Origin of the sequence: Solibacillus sp. NPDC093137, assembly GCF_050280445.1 — a bacterium.
GTDB lineage: Bacteria > Bacillota > Bacilli > Bacillales_A > Planococcaceae > Solibacillus > Solibacillus isronensis_B.
Genome location: NZ_JBNNVH010000001.1, coordinates 1,805,895 through 1,820,731, shown reverse-complemented (window position 1 = coordinate 1,820,731; position 14,837 = coordinate 1,805,895). Strand labels below are relative to the sequence as shown.

Annotated in this window: 17 protein-coding genes; all 17 read left to right on the top strand. The window is 39.0% G+C overall.

Annotated elements, in window-relative coordinates; translation table 11 throughout:
• Positions 1-47 precede the first annotated feature (47 nt).
• The 17 genes from xerC (at position 48) to flgG (ending at position 14,791) form a co-directional block, all read left to right on the top strand.
• The gene (xerC, locus tag ACQKN3_RS09310; protein WP_251689352.1) at positions 48-947 is read left to right on the top strand and encodes a tyrosine recombinase XerC; all 900 of its coding nucleotides are present in this window, start codon (positions 48-50) and stop codon (positions 945-947) included.
• 18 nt (positions 948-965) lie between these two features.
• Positions 966-1,508, top strand: coding sequence for an ATP-dependent protease subunit HslV (hslV, locus tag ACQKN3_RS09305; protein WP_079525191.1), 543 nt, complete (start codon positions 966-968; stop codon positions 1,506-1,508).
• Entirely contained in the window at positions 1,508-2,899 is a 1,392-nt protein-coding gene (gene hslU, locus ACQKN3_RS09300; RefSeq protein WP_251689348.1) for an ATP-dependent protease ATPase subunit HslU, read from the top strand. The genes hslV and hslU overlap by 1 nt, the downstream gene beginning before the upstream one ends.
• An 83-nt stretch (positions 2,900-2,982) precedes the next feature.
• Entirely contained in the window at positions 2,983-3,762 is a 780-nt protein-coding gene (gene codY, locus ACQKN3_RS09295) for a GTP-sensing pleiotropic transcriptional regulator CodY (protein ID WP_251689346.1), read from the top strand.
• Positions 3,763-4,325: 563 nt separating this feature from the next.
• Positions 4,326-4,718, top strand: coding sequence for a flagellar basal body rod protein FlgB (gene flgB, locus ACQKN3_RS09290; RefSeq protein WP_427710956.1), 393 nt, complete (start codon positions 4,326-4,328; stop codon positions 4,716-4,718).
• A 2-nt stretch (positions 4,719-4,720) separates the two neighbouring features.
• Positions 4,721-5,185 (top strand): flagellar basal body rod protein FlgC, encoded by a 465-nt coding sequence (gene flgC / locus ACQKN3_RS09285; protein ID WP_251689342.1) that lies wholly within the window; start codon positions 4,721-4,723, stop codon positions 5,183-5,185.
• 7 nt (positions 5,186-5,192) lie between these two features.
• On the top strand, positions 5,193-5,501 hold the full coding sequence (gene fliE, locus ACQKN3_RS09280) for a flagellar hook-basal body complex protein FliE (RefSeq protein ID WP_079525200.1): 309 nt from the start codon (positions 5,193-5,195) through the stop codon (positions 5,499-5,501).
• Positions 5,502-5,558: 57 nt separating this feature from the next.
• Positions 5,559-7,154, top strand: a complete 1,596-nt coding sequence (gene fliF / locus ACQKN3_RS09275) for a flagellar basal-body MS-ring/collar protein FliF (RefSeq protein ID WP_251689340.1) — start codon at positions 5,559-5,561, stop codon at positions 7,152-7,154.
• 14 nt (positions 7,155-7,168) lie between these two features.
• A complete protein-coding gene (fliG, locus tag ACQKN3_RS09270; protein ID WP_065216424.1) occupies positions 7,169-8,182 on the top strand; it encodes a flagellar motor switch protein FliG in 1,014 nt (337 codons plus the stop codon).
• Positions 8,175-8,972 carry a flagellar assembly protein FliH gene (gene fliH, locus ACQKN3_RS09265; protein ID WP_427710952.1) on the top strand — a complete coding sequence of 266 codons (798 nt, stop codon included), beginning with the start codon at positions 8,175-8,177 and terminating at the stop codon, positions 8,970-8,972. Before fliG ends, fliH begins: the two co-directional genes overlap by 8 nt.
• Before the next feature lie 5 nt (positions 8,973-8,977).
• On the top strand, positions 8,978-10,303 hold the full coding sequence (gene fliI / locus ACQKN3_RS09260) for a flagellar protein export ATPase FliI (protein WP_427710950.1): 1,326 nt from the start codon (positions 8,978-8,980) through the stop codon (positions 10,301-10,303).
• Between the two features lie 2 nt (positions 10,304-10,305).
• Positions 10,306-10,752 (top strand): flagellar export protein FliJ, encoded by a 447-nt coding sequence (gene fliJ, locus ACQKN3_RS09255; RefSeq protein WP_427710948.1) that lies wholly within the window; start codon positions 10,306-10,308, stop codon positions 10,750-10,752.
• A 4-nt stretch (positions 10,753-10,756) separates the two neighbouring features.
• Positions 10,757-11,371, top strand: a complete 615-nt coding sequence (locus ACQKN3_RS09250; protein ID WP_251689333.1) for a MotE family protein — start codon at positions 10,757-10,759, stop codon at positions 11,369-11,371.
• Positions 11,372-11,397: 26 nt separating this feature from the next.
• The gene (locus ACQKN3_RS09245; protein WP_427710946.1) at positions 11,398-12,639 is read left to right on the top strand and encodes a flagellar hook-length control protein FliK; all 1,242 of its coding nucleotides are present in this window, start codon (positions 11,398-11,400) and stop codon (positions 12,637-12,639) included.
• Entirely contained in the window at positions 12,640-13,335 is a 696-nt protein-coding gene (gene flgD, locus ACQKN3_RS09240) for a flagellar hook assembly protein FlgD (RefSeq protein ID WP_251689329.1), read from the top strand.
• 12 nt (positions 13,336-13,347) lie between these two features.
• Positions 13,348-13,722, top strand: coding sequence for a TIGR02530 family flagellar biosynthesis protein (locus tag ACQKN3_RS09235; protein ID WP_427710945.1), 375 nt, complete (start codon positions 13,348-13,350; stop codon positions 13,720-13,722).
• Positions 13,723-13,819: 97 nt separating this feature from the next.
• On the top strand, positions 13,820-14,791 hold the full coding sequence (gene flgG, locus ACQKN3_RS09230) for a flagellar basal body rod protein FlgG (protein ID WP_427710943.1): 972 nt from the start codon (positions 13,820-13,822) through the stop codon (positions 14,789-14,791).
• The last annotated feature ends 46 nt before the right edge of the window (positions 14,792-14,837 follow it).

The following is a 14,837-nucleotide window of genomic DNA, read 5'->3' as shown; positions in this document are numbered from 1 at the left end:
ATTCATACAACATCATTTCTCTTTTGTAATAACAGGGGGTATACACGATGGATGAAAACTTGCAAAGTCAGCTTGACCAATTTATTCGCTACGTGCAACTAGAAAAGAACTTTTCCCTACATACTGTCCGCGAATATACTTCTGATTTAGAAGAATTTTTTGCATTTTTGCATGCTGAAGGTATACAAAAAATTACAGAAGTTGAGTATATCCATGCACGTCTATATGTAACAAAGCTTTATGATGAACAAAAAGCAAGGACTTCAATTTCCAGGAAAATCTCATCGATCCGTTCTTTTTTCCGTTTTTTAAATCGAGAACAGAATATTGATGATGCTCCGTTTCGTTCACTTTATCATCCGAAAAAGGAAGAGCGATTACCGAGCTTTTTTTATGAAGAAGAATTGAAGGAACTATTCGAGAAAAATGAAGGCGATGAGCCGATTCAAATTCGTAATATGGCACTGTTGGAACTTCTTTATGCGACTGGAATGCGTGTAAGCGAGTGTGTCAGTCTTGAACTGACAGATATCGATTTTCATTACAATATCGTCCGTGTAATGGGGAAAGGCCGAAAAGAGCGGATTATTCCGTTCGGTCAATATGCGCATGATGCACTTATACGTTATATAGATCGAGTACGGCCGACATTAATGAAGAAGGAAAATCATCAGAAAGTTTTTGTCAATATGCGCGGTGGCGAACTTACTACCCGTGGTGTGCGTTATATATTAAGTGAGATGATTGAAAATGCCAGTATGCATACGAAAATTTATCCACATATGTTGCGACACACATTTGCTACGCATTTATTGAATAATGGGGCAGATATGCGTACAGTCCAGGAACTACTTGGGCACGCTAATTTATCTTCAACTCAAATTTATACTCATGTAACGAAGGAAGCTTTAAGAAAGACATATATGAATAGTCATCCGCGAGCATAGTTAAGGAGGAAATAAAGAATGGGTCAAATTCATGCGACAACGATTTTCGCTATTCACCACAACGGTGAATGTGCAATGGCCGGGGATGGTCAAGTAACATTGGGAAATGCAGTTGTAATGAAGCATACGGCACGTAAGGTCAGACGTCTGTTTAATGGGAAAGTACTGGCAGGTTTCGCAGGTTCTGTTGCGGATGCTTTTACATTATTCGAAATGTTTGAGGCAAAACTGAATGAATATAATGGTAACCTGCAAAGGGCTGCAGTAGAAGTAGCAAAGCAATGGCGTGGGGATAAAATGCTCCGTCAATTGGAAGCGATGCTGCTTGTAATGGATAAATCAACATTGCTTCTTGTCTCAGGGACAGGTGAAGTAATTGAGCCGGATGATGGCATTTTAGCAATTGGTTCAGGTGGGAACTATGCATTATCAGCTGGCAGAGCATTAAAAAAACATGCGGGCGATCATTTATCGGCAAAAGAAATTGCAGAGGCTGCGCTGACGACCGCTGCGGATATTTGTGTGTTTACAAACCATAATATTATCTTGGAGGTATTATAATGACTTCGATCAATTTAACACCAAGACAAATTACGGAACAATTAAACCGTCATATTGTTGGTCAGGAAACAGCAAAACGTGCAGTTGCAGTTGCGCTGCGTAACCGGTACCGTCGCTCTTTATTAAGCGAAGAATTAAAAACAGAAGTAATTCCGAAAAATATTTTAATGATTGGACCTACTGGTGTAGGTAAAACAGAAATTGCACGCAGAATTGCAAAACTGACAAATGCTCCGTTTATTAAAGTGGAAGCGACAAAGTTCACGGAAGTTGGTTATGTTGGGCGTGATGTCGAGTCAATGGTGCGCGATTTGGTAGAAGCTTCTCGTCGCCTTGTGAAAGACGAAATGTTCGAAAGAGTAAAGGATCAGGCAGAGCGCAATGCAAATGATGTACTTGTTAAATTACTTGTACCTTCAAAAGTAAGAGAAAAGCTTACGCAAAATCCTTTTGAAATGCTATTCGGTCAAAAAGAGTCGTCTCAAGAAGAAACTGCTAACCAGGATGAACCGGAAATTCGTACACGACGCGCGCAAATTGCCCAAGATTTAAAAGACGGAAAATTAGAAGAGCAATGGGTAACAATAGAAGTAACCGAAAATACTCCATCTCTTTTTGATGCAATGCCAGGTATGAATATGGATAATGCAAACGGTATGCAAGATATGCTTTCTAATTTAATGCCGAAAAAGACGAAAAAACGCAAAGTCCAAGTAAAGGATGCGCGTCGTTTATTAACGCAAGAAGAAGCAAATAAGCTGATCGATACAGATGCGTTGTCTAGTGAAGCAATTCAACGGGCAGAGCAGGCCGGCATTATTTTTATTGATGAAATCGATAAAATTGCAAGCAAAGGTTCTTCATCGGCAGAAGTTTCCCGCGAAGGCGTTCAGCGTGACATATTACCGATTGTGGAAGGATCCACAGTTACGACAAAATACGGCACTGTTAAAACTGACTATATGCTCTTTATTGCAGCAGGTGCTTTCCATATATCAAAACCGAGCGATCTTATTCCTGAATTGCAAGGGCGATTCCCGATTCGTGTTGAACTTGAAAAATTGACGAAGGATGACTTTGTTCGTATTTTGAAAGAACCAGATCAATCGTTAATATTGCAATATAAAGCATTGCTTGAAACAGAAGGTGTTACGCTGAACTTTACGGACGAAGCGATTGAACGCATAGCGGAAATTGCAACAGAAGTAAATCAGGAGACGGATAACATCGGTGCACGCCGACTGCACACAATTTTAGAACGATTGCTTGAGGAGCTTTCCTATGAAGCATCGGAAATTGCGCCGGCACATATCGACATTACACCGAACTATGTCGATCAAAAATTGGCGAATATAGTAAAAAACAAAGATTTATCGCAATTTATTCTTTAAGTACAAGTTGAATTAGTATCTTTAAATTGTAAAAACCTTTAGAATATTAAGTGAATTAAAACGTTCCGTAGGAGGAAACAGAAATGAATTTATTAACAAAAACACGAAAAATCAATGCAATGTTACAAGCATCTGCTGGTAAACCAGTTAACTTTAAAGAGATGGCTAATACTTTAGGTGATATTATCGAAAGTAACGTATTTATCGTAAGCCGTAAAGGTAAATTGCTTGGCATTTCAATTCACCAACAAATCGAGAATGAGCGTATTAAGAAAATGTTCGAAGAGCGCCAATTCCCTGAAGAATATACACAAAACTTATTCAATATTACAGAAACATCTTCAAACTTAGATGTTAACAATGAGCACACTGCATTCCCAGTGGAAAATAAAGACCTGTTTGCATCTGGTTTAACTACTATTGTACCGATTATCGGTGGCGGTGAGCGCTTAGGTACATTAATGTTAGCGCGTATTAGTGATCAGTTTGAAGATGATGATCTTATTTTAGCTGAATATGGTGCTACAGTAGTAGGTATGGAAATTTTACGTGAAAAATCTGAAGAGATTGAAGAAGAAGCACGTTCTAAAGCAGTAGTTCAAATGGCGATTAATTCATTATCTTATTCTGAGCTTGAAGCAATCGAGCATATCTTCGAAGAATTAGATGGCAATGAAGGTTTACTAGTTGCTTCGAAAATTGCTGACCGTGTTGGTATTACACGTTCGGTTATCGTAAACGCATTACGTAAACTGGAGTCTGCTGGTGTAATTGAATCACGTTCATTAGGTATGAAAGGAACATATATTAAAGTATTAAACGATAAGTTCCTGAACGCTTTAGCAGAAATTAAAATGAAATAAATCATATTCATGCACAGCAAGGAGGATTTTTCTCCTTGCTGTTTTTTTATTTTTTTTTAAGGAAACGAAGAAAATTGTCGAATAAAAATACTCTAAACGAGAAATTTTTTTTAATTAATTGTATAATTAGGTATATCGTCGTTGTCGCCTAAAATAAATAAATATCTTTTATACCTAAATGGTGATAAAATTTGTATGACAAACGATTTGTTACAAAATTATGAAATGTAATTATATAAATACTAATACAAAGGGATTTAATGTATGATGTTTAAGGAAATAAATAGTATTTCAGTAAACTAAAAATATTGAGGTTAAGATTTATATATTAAATTTCTGTTAGATAAAGTATATATATAGGTCTTAATAGTCTTATGAAATTTAATGTCGAAAAATATTTGGACTAATATATTGATAACTGTTAATTTTTACAAGTAAAAATAGCCCTTTTTGACTATTCGAAAGGGTCAAAAGTCGATAGACACTAAGGTTTAATCTAATTACAATTGTATTATTAAGTTTTTGTGCGCAAATTTTAGCGAAATATGAATGAGGTGAGAATTTTGGATTTATTTGGCGGGACAATAAGTAGCCTGGAAAAGGGACTTTCCTATGCAACTTTGAAAAATAAAGCAATTACACAAAACATAGCGAATGTTGATACACCGAATTATAAAACTAAAGAAGTTAGCTTCAAAGACGTATTAAATGATGCAAAGCAAGCAACGATTCCTGCGTATCGCACAGATGCGAGGCATTATGATTTTGAAATTAATATTGGGAGCAGCGGTGTGTATTCGAATGAAAACTTCCGCAGCAGAGCAAATGGAAATGCTGTAAATATGGATGCTGAACAAGCAAAGCTGGCTGAAAATACAATTTATTATAATGCGCTTATAGATCGTGTCAGCAGTAAATTTTCAACATTGAATAATGTTGTAAAAGGAGGAAGATAGTAATGTCCATTTTTCATAGCATGAATACGACAGCTTCTGCATTAACGTCACAGCGATTACGAATGGATGTAATTTCCTCTAACATTGCCAATGTCGATACAACGCGAGCGAAGCAGGTAAATGGTGAATGGGAGCCATACCGAAAAAAATCTGTCACATTAAAAGAGCAGCAAGGTCAATTTTCCAACTTTTTAAATATGGCGATTGGAAAATCGGAAAAAGACGGTGTTGGTAACGGTGTTAAAGTAAGTTCTATTAAAGAAGATACAGAAACCCCTTTTAAATTAGTTTATGATCCATCACATCCAGATGCGAATGCAGAAGGATATGTTCAAATGTCGAATGTTGACGTATTAAAGGAAATGGTTGATCTCATTTCAGCAAGCCGCTCTTATGAAGCGAATATTACTGCTTTTAATGCAAACAAGAACATGTTAACAAAAGCATTAGAAATCGGGAAGGGATGATATTTAAATGGCGATTAATCCAATAACATTCATGTCCCCTGCACAATCTGTGAATGAAGTAAATGTTCAGAATCAACTGACTCCTGCAAATGCGCAACAGCAATTTGCAGACACATTAAAAGAAGCGATTGCAAGTGTCAATGAACATCAAAAAACATCAGATACAATGACACAAAAATTAATTAACGGTGGAGATGTTGATTTATTTGAAGTGATGATTGCTGCTCAAAAAGCAAGTGTTACTTTAAACACAACAATTGAAGTTCGTAATAAAGCTGTGGAAGCTTATCAAGAAATTATGCGTATGAGTGTGTAATGATTTGAAAAACGACTGAATAATTGTTGGGCATTCACTTTAAGCGGAGGATTCATAATGAATGAACGACTTACAAAAATTAAAAGCGACTCAACCGGTTTCTGGAAAAGTCGCACTAAAAACCAAAAAGGTGCATTAATCGGTGCGTTTGCTGCTGTCATTGCAATTGCAGCGGTAATTACGTATTTCTCAACGCGTACGACAATGGCTCCGTTATTTCCGGAAATGTCACAAGCTGAAGTAGGGAGAATTACGGAAGTGCTTACTTCCCAAGGTGTAAAATACGAAGTGGCAAACGGCGGGACAGTAATATTAGTGCCGGAAAATCAAGTACAGGACTTACAAGTGTCATTAGCAGCCCAGGGTTATCCTGATTCTGGGGAAATTGACACGTCTTTTTTTACTTCTAACGCAGGCTTTGGGATGACCGACAATGAATTTAACGTAATTAAGCAAGCGACGATCGAAACGGATCTGGCGAATTTAGTTCGTAAGTTTGAAGGAGTCAAAGATGCGAGTGTCATGATTACTTTACCTGAAGAAGGTGTCTTTCTTAAAGATGCCAAAGGTGAAGCACAGGCTGCAATTGTGTTGGATACAGCACCTGGACACAAATTCTCGGACGATCAAATTAAAGGATTATTTAATTTAGTATCGATGAGTATTCCGAATTTACCTAAAGAAAATATCACGATCATGAATCAGTATTCTGAGTATTATGATCTCGCTTCAGCGGAAAGCGGTGGCGGCGGAATCGATTCAGTTACTGGACAAATGGAAGTGAAGAAAACGATTGAGCGTGATTTGCAGCGTCAAGTGCAGCAAATGCTAGGTACGTTAATCGGTCAGGATAAAGTCGTAGTAAATGTATCGGCTGATATTGACTTTAAAAAAGAAAATCGCGAAGAAAATTTAATCCGACCTGTTGATGAGGAAAATATGGAGGGTATCGAAATAAGTGCCCAACGTATTACAGAAACATACACAGGCGGTGCTGCAGGAGCTGCAGAAGGTACTACTGAAGCCGGAAGTGTAACTGATAACTTTGTAGATTATGTAGAAGGAACAAACGGTGATGGCGATTATGAACGAGTAGAAGAGACGATTAACAATGATGTTAACCGTATCCGCCGTGAAATCCAGGAAAGTCCTTACAAAATTCGTAATTTAGGTATTCAAGTAATGGTAGATCCTCCAAATGCAGAAGAAGGGTTCGATCAAGGTGTTCGTACCGATATTGAACAAATTTTATCGACAATTGTCCGTACATCGATTGATCAAGAAGCTGCCGGTAACCTGACAGACGAAGATATTGCAAATCGTATTGTCGTGTCTGTACAGCAATTCCAAGGAAATGATACAGCGGAAGATCAGCCGCAATCGGTAATTCCTTGGTGGGTATGGGTAATTGGCGGTATATTAGTTGTTGCAATTATATTACTTGTCATTAATGTTCTTCGTGCACGCCGACGTAAGCAAGATGAAGAAGAGCTGGAAATTTTAGAACAGCAACAGCAGTTAATTGAAATAGAAGATATTTCCGAAGAAAAAGAAACTGAAGCGACTGTACGCCGTAAGCAATTAGAAAAAATGGCCAAAGATAAGCCGGAAGATTTTGCGAAATTATTGCGTAGCTGGATTGCTGAAGACTAATAGGAGGTTCCGCTGTGTCCAAGAAAGATAAAGACCTATCAGGAAAGCAAAAGGCTGCTTTACTGTTAATTTCTCTAGGACCGGAAGTTTCGGCTTCTGTATATAAGCATTTAAGTGAAGAGGAAATTGAACGTCTGACACTGGAAATTTCGAGTGTGAAAAGGGTGGAATCGACAGTCAAAGAAGAAATTATAGAAGAATTTCATCAGATTGCACTCGCGCAGGACTATATTACGCAAGGCGGTATAGGTTATGCGAAGACGGTACTGGAAAAAGCATTAGGTGCTGAACAGGCACAGGCGATATTAAATCGTTTAACCTCTTCCTTACAAGTAAGACCATTTGATTTTGCTAGAAAAGCAGATCCGGCACAAATTTTCAACTTTATCCAAAATGAACATCCTCAAACAATTGCTCTTATTCTATCTTATTTAGAACCAGGGCAAGCAGGGGTTATTCTATCTTCGTTACCACAGGAAGTACAAGCGGATATTGCGAAGCGTATTGCAATTATGGAATCGACGTCTCCGGAAGTCATTAGCGAAATTGAGTCCGTATTAGAGCGAAAACTATCATCTACTGTGACACAGGACTACACAGAAACGGGCGGTGTAGATGCGGTCGTGGAAGTATTGAATGGTGTGGACCGACAAACTGAGAAAACGATTCTGGATGCACTTGAAATTCAAGATCCTGAACTTGCCGAAGAAATTAAAAAGCGCATGTTTGTGTTTGAAGATATCGTTACACTCGATAATCGTTCAATCCAGCGTGTTATTCGTGACTGTGAAAACGAAGACTTATTATTATCGATGAAAGTCTCTTCAGAAGAGGTAAAAGAAATTATTTTCCGCAATATGTCACAACGTATGGCGGATACATTCCGAGAAGAAATGGATATTATGGGTCCTGTGCGCTTACGTGATGTAGAAGAAGCGCAGTCTCGAATTGTAGCAGTTATCCGACGTTTAGAAGATGCAGGTGAAATTATTATCGCACGTGGCGGAGGAGATGATGTAATTGTCTAAAATCATCCGTTCAACAAATGCACAGCAACCCGAAGAGTCATCAATTGTAGAAATTAAACTTCAAAATTTCTTCGAGCCGATTCATTATGGGAAAACGGACGATGAACGTACAGAGGAATTGTCACAACAAAAATCAATAGATATTGAAGCTGAACGTCAGCAAATGCGGGAACAGGCAAATTATGAAATCGAACAGCAAAAAGCCCAATTCGAGCAATATCGAACAGAGCAGCTTGCGGCAATTGAAGCGTTAAAGCAATCATGGGAAGAAGAAAAAATCATTCTTCAACAGGAAGCTTATGACGGTGGTTTTGCACAAGGGTATGAGGATGGCGTACAAAAGGCAAATGCAGCGATGCAGCAGTCATTACAAGCGGCAAATGAGACGATGTCAAATGCGCAGAAAAATGCAGCATCTTATATTGAGTCCCAGGAGGCAGTCCTTTTGGATCTTGCATTAACAGCTGCAGAACGCATCATTCATACAGCACTTGACCGTGACGATGAAATATTTGTCTCAATTGTACGACGGGGTTTAAAAGAAGCACGGGAAATGAAAGAAATTAAATTATATGTTTCACCGAAATATCATCCGATTGTGACAGAACAGTTAAAAGAATTAGCGGAAATGTTCCCGGTAAATGTTCCATTTATGGTATTTGTCAATGAAGATTTACTAGATTCGGAAAGTTATATCGAGACAAATCATGGCCGCATCGTTGTTTCAATTGACGAACAATTGCAGGAGCTCCGCAGACAGTTATACGAACTAATCGAAAGTAAGGAATGATAAGGATGAAAATGGCTCAATTAGTTGAACAAATTCCTAATCTTAATACATTTAAAAAGTATGGTAGAGTGACGAGAGTTGTCGGCTTGATGATTGAGTCCCAAGGTCCTGAAAGTTCCATCGGGGACGTATGTAAAATCCATATCCAAACATCGAAAAACGGTCCGCAAGTTATGCTGGCAGAAGTCGTAGGGTTTAAAGATGAAATCGTGATTTTAATGCCATACTCTTCGTTGAAGGAAATTTCGATCGGCTGTCTTGTAGAGGGGACAGGTTCACCGCTGGAAGTGAAAGTTGGCCCTGAACTGATTGGGAAAGTACTTGACGCAATGGGCAACCCGTTTGATGGGCAACCATTGCCAAAAGGATTAACGACAGTCCCCACGGAAAAAGAGCCGCCAAATCCTTTAAATCGCCCGCCGATTAACGAACAGTTAGAGGTCGGAGTAAAGGCGATTGACGGAATGCTTACAGTTGGCAGTGGCCAGCGTGTCGGTATATTTGCAGGATCGGGCGTCGGTAAAAGTACATTGCTTGGTATGATTGCCCGAAACACGGAAGCGGATATTAATGTTATTGCTCTTGTAGGGGAACGTGGACGTGAAGTACGGGAGTTTATCGAACGGGATTTAGGTCCGGAAGGTTTACAACGATCGGTTGTCGTAGCGGCTACTAGTGATCAGCCTGCATTAATGCGAATTAAAGCGGCATTTACCGCAACAGCCATTGCAGAATATTTCAGGGACCGCGGGAAGAACGTTATGTTAATGATGGATTCCGTAACCCGGGTTGCGATGGCACAGCGTGAAATTGGACTGGCAATCGGTGAACCGCCTGCGACAAGAGGTTACACACCATCCGTTTTTGCAATATTACCAACATTGTTAGAACGGTCAGGTACGAATATAAATGGGACCATTACCGCATTTTATACAGTGCTTGTAGACGGTGACGATATGAACGAACCAATTGCAGATGCGGTACGGGGGATTTTGGACGGGCATATTGTACTGGACCGGAATCTTGCCAACAAAGGACAGTATCCGGCGATTAATGTATTAAAAAGCGTAAGTCGTTTGATGAACCATATTGCACAGCCTGAGCATGTTCGTGCAGCAAGCCGTTTGCGGGAATTATACTACAGCTATTCAAAATCAGAGGACCTGATCAATATCGGGGCATATAAACGCGGGACATCGAAGGAAATTGATGAGGCGATTATGTATGAGCCGCTCATTACAGAATTTTTAAAGCAAGGATATAAAGATAAAATTTCAATCAAACAAACTGTCAATGAAATTATCGCTTTATCGAATGGTGGTGCCCGTTAATTATGAAATACAATTATCGTTTTGAAAAAATTCTTGTTGTTAAAGATCAGGAAAAAACGGAATCGGAACTGGCTTATAAAGAATCGGTGCAAGTGTTTGAGGAAATTGCTACAAAGCTGTATGACCTGTTAAAGAAAAAAGAAGATTTAATCGAGTATCAGCAGGAACGGTTAAAAATTGGGTCTTCCATCGATGAAATCAACCATTATTCGAAATTTATCGATAGTATGGAAAAAACAATTGAGGATGCACAGCAAAAAGTAATGCAGGCGCGTGCAAAAATGAATTGGCATGAGCAAAAGTTATTGGAAAAAAGTTTGGAAGTACGTAAATATGAAAAAATGCGTGAAAGAGATCATGAAAGATTCATAGAAGATCAACTTCATATAGAAGCAATACAGCTGGATGAGCTTTCAACAATTGCGTATTACAAGAAGGAAATCAGGTGATTCCGTGGCAAAAAAAATAAAAAATACGATGGAACAAGTGGAAGAAATGGAATTGGAAAGCCAATCTCCAGGTTTTTTCAAAAAGTTTTTCTACCTATTTTTAATCCCGTTCATGTTTCTCATCGCAATTTTATTGATTATTACATCTATGACGGAATATAACGTGTTTAAAATGGCGGATGAGGCAATTGAAAAAATCCCGTTTATCAGCTCGGATGAAAAAGAGGAAGTAGTAGAAAATAGCTCATTAAATGAACAAAAGGTAGTGGAGCTGCAAGCGGAAATTCAGGAAAAGGAAGCGCAAATTTCCCAGCTGCAATCACAAATTGACGCATCAGCGACTGAAAAGGAAGAGCTTTTAATTGAGCAGGAACGATTGCTGTTTGAAATTGAAAAATTGCAGCGCAATCAGGAAGAGACGAAAAAAGAGTTTAAAGAAATTCTGTCTACTTTCGAAAAAATGTCTGCAAGAAAAGCAGCACCTATATTAGTTGAAATGAGTGACACGGAAAGCGTACGTATTATGTCGGAGATGAAACCCGATACATTATCAGCTATTTTCGCAAAAATGGCGCCGGCAGATGCTGCCCGCTATACAGAGCTTTTATCACAGCAATAGTCCTTGAATGGAGGGAGGTGTAGTAAATGAATATAGCAATGTTACAAACAGTAAAAATACCGAAGCAAGACTTCCAGCCAAACACAGTAAAAACGCCAAAGCCAGATTCAAAAGCATTTGGAAGTGTGTACAATTCGATGATTTCCAAGTCGCCTGCTCCAACTGCTAAGCAAGCAGAAGTATTAGAACCGACGCTTGCTGAAAGTATTTCTGAAATTTTAGAAGAGGACTCACTGGAAAGTTTACTCGAACAATTAGGTGTGAAAATGGATGAGTCGGGGCTATTTGCACTAGTAGGTGAAGAAAGTACACCGGTTGCGCTAGACGAACTAATGACTTTAGATAACTTGACGGAACTTTTAGGCATGACAAAAGAAGAGTTGAGTCAAATTATTGAACAGTTATTAGGGGACACAAAGCAGGAAATTACGGATGTTTGGTCTCTAATAGAGCAGGCACCGCATATTTTAAATGAAGTAATGGCAGCTGTACAGAAGCCTGAGCAAAACAATGTGCAACCAAAAGAATTGCAGCAAATTGTCCAGCTGTTAAAGTTAGCTCAACTAGCCGGAAGTAAAGTTGATACGGTCTATCAACAGGAAGTTCAATTAGCCAGTTTAAAAGATGCATTGCTGACCTTGGCAAATGAAGCTCAGAAATTAGCAGGAACAGAGCAGAGTACTCAGAGTACTTCAAAAACTACGACTTTCCAACAAGTAATACAGCAAGGTCAACAGACGACCGTTAAAGTTGAAACGGATACACAAACAGCAGGTCATTTACAGCAGCAAGTGACACATACAAAAACAGTGACTGTTACATTACCCGCTGAAAAGCCGGCACAGTCGGATGCATTAATAAAAGAAATTCAAAACTTGATCAATCGCAGCCAGCTTTCAGGACAGCCAGGTAATATGAAATTATTCCTGAAACTGTTTCCGGAAAACCTCGGTCAAATACGAATTGAATTAGTTCAAAAAGATGGGGTAATGACTGCCCGATTATTGGCAACGACAGCAATGGGGAAAGAGTTACTGGAAAATAACATTAACCAGTTAAAAGCCGGTTTCGTCTCTCAAAATATTCAAATGGAACGAATCGATGTTGCACAGTCTTTACAGGATGCAGATCGAAATGCGCGTGATCAAAATTTCTTTAATAACTTCTTCCGTCAAAAAGATGGAGAAAAAAAACAGGACAATAACGAAGATACGCTAGAAGAAGAAAATATTTCGTTTAAAGATCTATTAAGTGAGGAGGTAGAGTAAGTGGCAAACACAATTTCAAATGATTATTTTTTACAGGCGAATAATGCCAATTTCAAAGTAACAGATAAACAAGATAACGGGGCGCTTGGAAAAGATGCGTTTTTAAAAATATTAATTACCCAATTGCAAAACCAGGATCCGACAAGCCCGATGGATGATAAGGAATTCATTTCACAAATGGCACAATTTTCTTCACTTGAGCAAATGCAAAATATGACAAAGGCGATGGAAAATTTACTTGAATCACAGAACCAATCACAGTTAATGAACTATTCAACATTTGTCGGCAAAGAAGTGAAATGGCATGAAATTACAGACAAAGTGGACGCGGACAACAAGCCGATCTACAACGAAGGAACAGGCGCTATTAAGGAATTAAAATTTGTTGATGGTGAGGCCGTGTTTGTACTGGCTGACGGCAAGGAAATTAAACCAGGCAATATTTCATCGATTCTTGGTAGTACGAGTGCAACAGAGCCGACAGTTCCAGCAGGAAATCCATTAGCAGAAGCGAGCCAGCTGATCGGACAGACGGTTCAATATACAAATGGTGACCAAGTCGTTGAGGCAATTATTGAAGCGATTAAAACAAATAATGTGAATATCGAATACATTTTAAATGATGGTTCTCGTTTAACGAAAGACCAATTTACAGTGAGTTCTCAAACAACCCAAAATGAAAATGTAACAGAATAAGAGGTGGGGCTGATGAACAGAGTCAATATTCAACATATCCCTTACCATCCACCGATAAAGCCGATGGTAAAGCAAAGTACTGAGCAAGTTTCAAAGCAGTCCTTTATGGACCATTTAAAACAGGCGACCGGTGATGAATTAAAAATAAGCAAGCATGCTTCAGAACGGTTGAATGAACGAAATATTTCTATAACAGATCGTGAATGGCAGCAAATCTCCAAAAAAGTATTTGAGGCAAAAGATAAAGGTGTGAAGCAGCCGTTAGTCCTGTTAGATCAGGCAGCCTTAATTGTAAGTGCAAAAAATGCGACGGTTATTACGGCGTTGGATCGTAATGAAGCAAAACAGCAACTATTTACCAATATTGATGGAACAATTCTTATATAGGCCGGACCTTCAGAAGTAAGGAAGCCTACAGTCGTTGAATGATGGATACGACTGAACTAAAAAACAGATTTGAAAAACGAAGGGAGAACGACATTTCATGTTACGTTCAATGTATTCAGGGATTTCAGGTTTAAAAAACTTTCAGACAAAATTAGACGTGATTGGGAATAATATTTCAAATGTTAATACGTACGGCTACAAGAAAGAACGTACTATTTTTAAAGATTTAATTTCACAAACACAGGCAGGAGCATCTGCACCTTCAGCAACTCGCGGTGGTGTAAACACGATTCAGGTTGGATTAGGATCGCAACTTGCTGCTATCGATACTATTCACAATGCAGGGTCTATGCAAACGACTGGTCGTACTTTGGATTTAGCAATTTCAGGTGATGGATTCTTTATGGTTGCTGATGGTACGGCACCAGATGCTGAGGGTATTATTCAAGAAGTGGGCGAGGATGCTTTTTCTAATGTTCTATACACGCGTGCCGGCAATTTCTACATGGATCGCAATGGTTATTTGGTAAATGGAGATGGGAAATATTTAGTCGGTGTTCGAGCAGATGACTATTCAGTGATGGAAGGAGACGCTGGAGTTCCTTTTGATGGTGATGACCGTCCAAATGTATCGGGAGATCTAGGAGAGAATTTAGATGTAGACGGTGCACTTACTCCGGCAGATGGTGAGTTAGGTACTATCCGTATTCCTACAACAGCTCAAAGTATGAGCATTGGTCAAGATGGTTCTGTAAGTTATGTCGACTATAAAGGAGACTTAATGTATGCAGGGCAATTACTAATGGCGAAATTTGCTAATGCGTCTGGTTTAGAAAAAACAGGTTCAAACTATTTCCGTGATACAGCCAACTCGGGGGATCGTTATGTTCAAGTAGGTACAGTAGCTGGTATCGGTTCAATCAACTCAGGCTTCATGGAAATGTCCAACGTAGATCTTTCGGAAGAATTCACGGAGATGATTGTTGCGCAGCGCGGGTTCCAGGCGAACTCTCGTATTATTACAACGTCGGATGAAATTTTACAAGAGCTAGTTAACTTAAAACGATAGTTTAAATTTATTATAGAAGAGGGGGGCCGGGCCGGCTCTCAAGTGC

Coding starts and splice junctions, on each gene's coding strand:
- ACQKN3_RS09245 (WP_427710946.1), top strand. CDS start 11,398: ATGAATATAGCAATGTTACAAACAGTAAAAATACCGAAGCAAGACTTC.
- codY (WP_251689346.1), top strand. CDS start 2,983: ATGAATTTATTAACAAAAACACGAAAAATCAATGCAATGTTACAAGCA.
- ACQKN3_RS09235 (WP_427710945.1), top strand. CDS start 13,348: ATGAACAGAGTCAATATTCAACATATCCCTTACCATCCACCGATAAAG.
- flgC (WP_251689342.1), top strand. CDS start 4,721: ATGTCCATTTTTCATAGCATGAATACGACAGCTTCTGCATTAACGTCA.
- hslV (WP_079525191.1), top strand. CDS start 966: ATGGGTCAAATTCATGCGACAACGATTTTCGCTATTCACCACAACGGT.
- hslU (WP_251689348.1), top strand. CDS start 1,508: ATGACTTCGATCAATTTAACACCAAGACAAATTACGGAACAATTAAAC.
- flgG (WP_427710943.1), top strand. CDS start 13,820: ATGTTACGTTCAATGTATTCAGGGATTTCAGGTTTAAAAAACTTTCAG.
- fliE (WP_079525200.1), top strand. CDS start 5,193: ATGGCGATTAATCCAATAACATTCATGTCCCCTGCACAATCTGTGAAT.
- fliF (WP_251689340.1), top strand. CDS start 5,559: ATGAATGAACGACTTACAAAAATTAAAAGCGACTCAACCGGTTTCTGG.
- xerC (WP_251689352.1), top strand. CDS start 48: ATGGATGAAAACTTGCAAAGTCAGCTTGACCAATTTATTCGCTACGTG.
- fliJ (WP_427710948.1), top strand. CDS start 10,306: ATGAAATACAATTATCGTTTTGAAAAAATTCTTGTTGTTAAAGATCAG.
- fliI (WP_427710950.1), top strand. CDS start 8,978: ATGAAAATGGCTCAATTAGTTGAACAAATTCCTAATCTTAATACATTT.